We start from the raw sequence: 6,213 nt of genomic DNA on the forward strand, positions 1-6,213 counted from the left end.
TAATTCATTGCCGCGAAAGATGGGTGTGGATTGATAAATTACTCTTTTATTCTGCCTTAGGGCCACACGAATACGGCTTTCAAAATTTGTCTTTATCCTCTGATTTGAAAAAGCAGACTGTGTGAACAGATTTTTAGGATTATTTTGGTCACCTGAAAGATTACGCGGATTAAAATTACCATCAAAATCAATACCTGCTGAAACAGAATAAGCTATGAGGTGGCCACGATTATAAATTTGGGTACCATTGCGCCGGTTATAATGCCAACCCGTTGGCTCGATAAACTGCCGCTCTCTTAAGCTGTCATTTGCCACATTACGCTTTTGCAAAAAAGCCGTGTTGGAGTGGGAAGTACGGTTTAAGCTGTCCAAGTCAGAATAAATGACCCGGTTAACGCGCCAGGCATTTTTAATTAAAGTTGAATGGTCATTATTAACTGTAATATAAGAAGAACTGCCGCTTTTAAAATCTAAATTAGCCAATTTTTGATAGTCCTGGTTTGATAGACCCCCATAAACTTTAGCTGCAGGCTTGGCTTTTTCTATTTTATTATCCTTTTGCTGGTCATTACGAGTTATTCTATCCATCGTTTGATGGCCACTTGGATCTGATCCCCCTCTAGTTGAAACAAACCATACTAAAAATAGGATAATAATGACTATTGCCCAAAAATCTGCGTTGGTCGTCTTAGTGTTTCGTCTGCTCCTCCTGCGTGCCATTCACATTGCTCCTTAGTTAATAATAATTAAGTATAGCTAATCGAACTGTTGTTTGCAACAGGGAACAATAAAAAAGCAAGGTTGAACAATTCCTTGCTTAAAATTTTAACTTCTGGCCCATTCATCAAGCATATTTAAAAAATAGCTTTCAGACAGCCGTTTAATCTTGCTGCCAGCACGGTTATATTCTTTGGCCTTAAGAGTTTCCGAATTACTTTTACTAAAAAAGCCGTCATCACTCATAATTAAATAGTCTGTATCCGGCTTAACACCAGTTTGGGCTATTCCGTTCATATTATTTACCATTTTAGCTGCTTCTGCACTATTCATTTCTACTTCAGGAGCAAAGGCAATTTTTTTGTTATTAACCGGATTGCGAAAACCTAATTCCCAGGCTTCCAGCTTTTCCTGCAGTAAATCCATATTTTTGAGCTTGCCTTGTGCTTCTTGTAAAAGCTCAGGTGTAAAATGCTGGCGAAAGTCATCATAAACTTTTTTAGTATCAAGAGAATCATCTAAGCCGTGGTGCTGTTCAACTTGTGCAATACCGGCACGCTGAATGCAGTCAAGCAGCCGGTTATGCTGCATGGGGTAATAGACGCGAGCCAGGCGCAGCACGTCGACATAATCATTATTTAATTCTGGTAAATTAAACTTTTGCGCTAAATCATATAAGAAATTTAAGTCAAAATTGACGTTATAGCCAATGATAATATCCGCGCCAATAAATGAGCGAAAAGCTGTCATTGCTCCTTTTACCGGTAGCCCCTCTTTAAGAAGCAGCTCCTCAGTAATGCCATTTAACTTGGTGATAAAACTGGGGACCCGGTTCGACCGCGGATAAACAACCAATTGGCTAAACTCAGCCACTACTTTGTTATTGCGGACTTTAACTGCACCCAGTTCAGTTACATGATCGCGGTAGGGATTTAAGCCTGTGGTTTCGATATCAAGCATAGTGTAGTCAGAAATAAAGTCGGGCCATTCCTGACCTTTGCCCCGTATTTTATTCTGAACGCCAGAAACATGGAGCACGCCATTTTTTACATAAATACTCATTGAGAATCAGTTACTCCGTTACAAGATTATTAATTAAACTAATTGTATCTGCATTTGTACCGGCACTACGCTCCTGAATTTCCGGTAACAATGTCTCCTGCGGATAATCTGCAGCTACATAAGACCATTGTGGGTATTCTGCAACCAAATGTTCAATTGGTTCACGCAGTTGCGGACTGGTTTCGTCAACTCCCAATTCCAAAAAGACAGTCTTTTTATCTTCATTACCTGTTAAAAACCAGCGAAAACGGGAATTGGCAGCAGTATCGGGATAAAAATGATCACTAAGCGGCAGATGTATTTCCAATGGCTGACCACATACCTCACATTTTGGTACTAATTTTTCGATAGCAGCGCCTGGTTGGGCTGCAAAAATTTTTTGAACTGCAGTCTGAATGTTTGCAAGACCATGATTGATCCCACTTGAACATTGTGCTTTAGTCCAATCACCAAACACGTTAAAAATACGATTTTCGTCAAAACCGGCAGTTTCGAAAAAGTGACCAAATGCTGAAGTGACAACAAAATACTGTCTATGACTAAGAAAATGCAACAGACTTTTTAATGCACTACTTGGGCGATAATCAAAGGAATATTTTTGAATAAGGCTTGACCACAATTGCCATTTTTCAGACCATGAGGGAATATGTTGATCAAGTGCGTATCCGACTGAATGAACGTCATATTTTTGAACAATGCTGGGAAAATCACGCTCAAAATCTGCTTGACCTAAAAGATCAAGTCCCTCAGCTTTTGCCAACCCATTACCGGCAACTACAACCACAGCCTCCGCGTTTTGGACTAACTGCTTTGCCTTATTCAAATTTTCCATTTAGTTCTCTTTTCTATTTTTGACTGTAGCCAGTAAACGAAACCTGGCCATCTTCAAATTCTCCTAAGAAAATATCACTAGGGTCATTATAGCCAGCTTGTTTGATCTGCTCTTTTAACCATTTTTCATCCTTATTAATAGATTCAAGCACATCTTGGTTGATTTGACCATCATTAATTAAAGGAAAACGGACATTTTTCTCATCTTTTTTAATAACTGTTAGTTGACCATTCTTTTCAAAGATACAGTTTTTCACTTGGTCAACAGAATAAATGCCTTGACTGCGTAACTTGAACATTAATTCATTAGCTGACAGCCCGGCAGACAAGCAATTACGAGGTAGTACCTGACCGTTTTTAACTATTTGAATTGGTTTGCCATCAATCAGGCCGCGAATAAAGTTGCTGTGCTCCCGTGCAAATTTTAAGATAAAGACAACCAGAGTCCAAACGATCAAAACGAGTAGGAATTGCAAGACGGAAATGTTGGCATTGTAGATAACGCCACCAATAATACCACCCAGAACATAGTTTTGCAGTTGATCCAAAGCGGTCGTGGGAGCGATATTGCTTTTGCCAAACACATTTATTTGAAAAATTAAAGTTAACACACCTAATACGAATTTAATAAAAAGCTGCGTATAATTCATTATTATTTCCTCCTAATTCTTTACGTCGACCGTGTGGTTAATCACATGAGCCTGCTTTAAAGAATATGAATTGTTATCATCATTTAATTCCAACTGATAGTCAATATCTTTCGAGTCAACCCTGACGATTAGTCCGTTTTGCAGTGTAGTAGAACTGACCATTACATCTGAAACCGGTACTTTGTGGTCTTTAGCAACTGATTTAATAAATGGTGCAATTTGCTCAGACTGAGATTTCACTACGTTTGTTTGCACGTATTTTTCGTATTGTGTACCCATAAATAAAAGTAAAAATAAAAGTGCAATGATCCCTAAATCCCGGTAGCGAGTATCGAATCTGTGTCTGAGATACAAAACTGTGAATGCGATCATTGTTAAAGCCGCAATTGCAATCAATATGTAGAGAATGGTTTTACTTGTATTTTGATTTTGGTCAATATATTTAAGTGTGTAAAAAGTCATAACATAATTACCTCTATTAAAAATAATTTATTCTAGTTTTTATAAGTTAATAGCAATATCAAAACCACATATTAACTAAATTAAATTTTACCAAATATAGCTAAAAGTGTTCGCTTCCTCCCTAACAGCTTACCTAAACTATGTTTATAAGCCTACATATTATCAGTATAACAAAAAAGTAGTTAGAACCTGTCTAACTACTACTTATAAATATTTAATTTAAACTTAGTTTTGGGATGCACCTGTTGCTGTGTCCGGCTCAGCTTCTTTTTTGATCTCTTCTTCTGCGGCAGTTTCGGCTTTAGTTGAAGCTCCAGTTTGAGCATCTGGATCAGAATTGCGTCTGTACGTAGCCCCCGTTGTAGCGTCTGGATCGACTACCAACTTTTGTCCGGTTGTTTCACAGAAGTATTTTACCAGCGGATAGAGGTCCTGCACCCATTCGTAAATACCAGCATAATTACCTTCGTCGTCTTCAACACGTTTGTAATAATGTAAAACAAGTTGTTTAAGATTTCCTGTTGGTACTGGCATATAAACAGCATCATGACCTGCTTCCTTCGTGCGCAAAGCATGAACAACTTTTTTAGCTTCAGGAATGACATCGCGAACATCAGGGTGAACTTCTCCCATGGTGTCTCCTACTTGTGCGGGCACTCTTTTAGCCTTCATCTTGGTGTTAGGATCAACCGGACGGTTATACCATAAGAATTGGTTATTATCATCTACAAAAGTTAGTTCGCCTATTGTGTTACGCAACATCCAGTTAATTTGATTGACTGTTAATAACCCACTGTCAAGCTTGACATAGTCGTCGCCAGTTGCAGCGTGAGTCTTTTCTGCTGCTTTATCAAGCCAATCAGGATCCTCTTTTTTTAATCCCTCAACTGTATAACGACTTTTGCCTGTAGCAGCAAAATCTTCTTTTAAATATTCTTCAGGGTTCATATCTTTTAACCATTTGGGTTCAGCCATTTTCATTCTCCTTTAATATTATCTACAATAGTAAACTAATTGTATCACGGAAGCGCTTATTTTCAGTCGTCTATTTAATTTTTTCATCTGAGATTTACTTTTCTTTCTATAAGAATGGGCTAAAATAGATAGTGAAAGATAAGGTATTAAGGAGAGAAATATGAAAACTGGCACAAAGATTATTACATTAGATAATGGTTATCATTTGTGGACGAATACTCAAGGTTACGGAAATATTCACTTGCTGGCTTTACACGGTGGTCCCGGAGGCAACCATGAATACTGGGAGGATACTGCTGAGCAACTGAAAAAACAAGGGTTGGACGTACAGGTAACGATGTATGATCAACTAGGGTCTCTTTATTCCGATCAACCAGATTATTCTGACCCTGCTATTGCTAAAAAATATTTGACCTACGAGTATTTTCTAGATGAAGTTGATGAAGTACGGCAAAAACTGGGTTTAGATAATTTTTACCTCATCGGTCAAAGTTGGGGTGGCCTTTTAGTACAAGAATACGCTGTCAAATACGGTCAACACTTAAAAGGCGCAATTATCTCTTCAATGGTTGATGACATTGATGATTACGTTGAAGCTGTCAATCGCCGGCGCCAAGAGGTGTTGCCCCAAACTGAAATTGACTTTATGCACGAATGTGAAAAGAATAATGATTACGACAACAAGCGTTACCAAGAAGATGTCAATATTCTAAATATTAACTTCGTTGACCGTAAACAACCTTCTAAGCTATACCATCTAAAAGATATTGGCGGTACCACCGTTTACCAAGCATTTCAAGGTGACAATGAATTTGTAATCACCGGAAAACTAAAAGAGTGGCATTTTAGGGATCAACTTAAAAATATTAAGGTGCCGACACTGTTAACCTTTGGTGAAAATGAAACAATGCCAATTGCTACTGCTAAAATTATGCAAAAAGAGATTCCTAATTCTCGCTTAGTAACAACTCCTGATGGTGGTCATCACCACATGGTTGATAATCCTGCTGTTTATTACAAACATTTAGCTGACTTTATTCGCCAAGTGGAAGAAAACACCTTTAAAGGAGAATAATATTATTTCCCCGAATCAAATATAAACGCAAAGAAGACAAGCAAATAACTGCTTGTTTTTTACATGCAGTAATAAAAATTTAAATTACATCAATTTCAGAAAATGATTCTTTAAAAGATTTAGTGATTAATTTTGCTAGAGCCGTATCAAAATTTAAATAACAGTATAAAATAAAAATCCTATTTTTTAATAACAATAACTTTATCAAATCTATTTATTATATTATAATTATTAGTTTGATAAGAAAAAGCAATTAGACCAAAAACTGCTAAACTGAATTTTATTTTAATCAAGCTTATAGCTTTAACTATAGGCTTTAGCAATAAAGGTATACGTATTGCTTTATCAAATATTATTTTTAACAAACATATAAGATAATATTTTAAGTATAGACCAATTCATGTTATTATAAATTGAAAACGTTTTGAGAGTATCCAAAAA

7 protein-coding genes are annotated in these 6,213 nt (G+C 36.9%); 1 reads left to right on the plus strand and 6 read right to left on the minus strand.

What is annotated here, in order from left to right; genetic code table 11:
* The 6 genes from Q0K80_RS09655 to Q0K80_RS09680 form a co-directional block, all read right to left on the minus strand.
* A partial coding sequence (locus Q0K80_RS09655; protein WP_294605810.1) for a DNA/RNA non-specific endonuclease occupies positions 1 to 720 on the minus strand: 720 nt, incomplete at its 3' end.
* Positions 721 to 825: 105 nt separating this feature from the next.
* The gene (locus Q0K80_RS09660) at positions 826 to 1,779 is read right to left on the minus strand and encodes an exonuclease domain-containing protein (RefSeq protein WP_294605812.1); all 954 of its coding nucleotides are present in this window, start codon (positions 1,777 to 1,779) and stop codon (positions 826 to 828) included.
* A 10-nt stretch (positions 1,780 to 1,789) separates the two neighbouring features.
* On the minus strand, positions 1,790 to 2,611 hold the full coding sequence (locus Q0K80_RS09665) for a Sir2 family NAD-dependent protein deacetylase (protein ID WP_294605814.1): 822 nt from the start codon (positions 2,609 to 2,611) through the stop codon (positions 1,790 to 1,792).
* 13 nt (positions 2,612 to 2,624) lie between these two features.
* Positions 2,625 to 3,260 carry a DUF421 domain-containing protein gene (locus Q0K80_RS09670; protein ID WP_294605815.1) on the minus strand — a complete coding sequence of 212 codons (636 nt, stop codon included), beginning with the start codon at positions 3,258 to 3,260 and terminating at the stop codon, positions 2,625 to 2,627.
* Positions 3,261 to 3,272: 12 nt separating this feature from the next.
* Positions 3,273 to 3,722 carry a DUF3290 domain-containing protein gene (locus Q0K80_RS09675; protein ID WP_294605817.1) on the minus strand — a complete coding sequence of 150 codons (450 nt, stop codon included), beginning with the start codon at positions 3,720 to 3,722 and terminating at the stop codon, positions 3,273 to 3,275.
* A gap of 225 nt (positions 3,723 to 3,947) precedes the next feature.
* Complete coding sequence (locus Q0K80_RS09680; RefSeq protein ID WP_294605819.1) at positions 3,948 to 4,697, minus strand: PAS domain-containing protein; 750 nt, start codon at positions 4,695 to 4,697, stop codon at positions 3,948 to 3,950.
* Between the two features lie 160 nt (positions 4,698 to 4,857).
* Here Q0K80_RS09680 and Q0K80_RS09685 point away from each other — a divergent pair, with 160 nt between their 5' ends.
* On the plus strand, positions 4,858 to 5,772 hold the full coding sequence (locus tag Q0K80_RS09685; protein ID WP_294605821.1) for a proline-specific peptidase family protein: 915 nt from the start codon (positions 4,858 to 4,860) through the stop codon (positions 5,770 to 5,772).
* Positions 5,773 to 6,213 lie beyond the last annotated feature (441 nt).

This window comes from uncultured Lactobacillus sp., from assembly GCF_945290125.1.
In the GTDB taxonomy this organism is placed as follows: Bacteria; Bacillota; Bacilli; order Lactobacillales; family Lactobacillaceae; genus Lactobacillus; species Lactobacillus rizhaonensis.

Coding starts and splice junctions, on each gene's coding strand:
- Q0K80_RS09685 (WP_294605821.1), top strand. CDS start 4,858: ATGAAAACTGGCACAAAGATTATTACATTAGATAATGGTTATCATTTG.
- Q0K80_RS09660 (WP_294605812.1), bottom strand. CDS start 1,779: ATGAGTATTTATGTAAAAAATGGCGTGCTCCATGTTTCTGGCGTTCAG.
- Q0K80_RS09670 (WP_294605815.1), bottom strand. CDS start 3,260: ATGAATTATACGCAGCTTTTTATTAAATTCGTATTAGGTGTGTTAACT.
- Q0K80_RS09665 (WP_294605814.1), bottom strand. CDS start 2,611: ATGGAAAATTTGAATAAGGCAAAGCAGTTAGTCCAAAACGCGGAGGCT.
- Q0K80_RS09680 (WP_294605819.1), bottom strand. CDS start 4,697: ATGGCTGAACCCAAATGGTTAAAAGATATGAACCCTGAAGAATATTTA.
- Q0K80_RS09675 (WP_294605817.1), bottom strand. CDS start 3,722: ATGACTTTTTACACACTTAAATATATTGACCAAAATCAAAATACAAGT.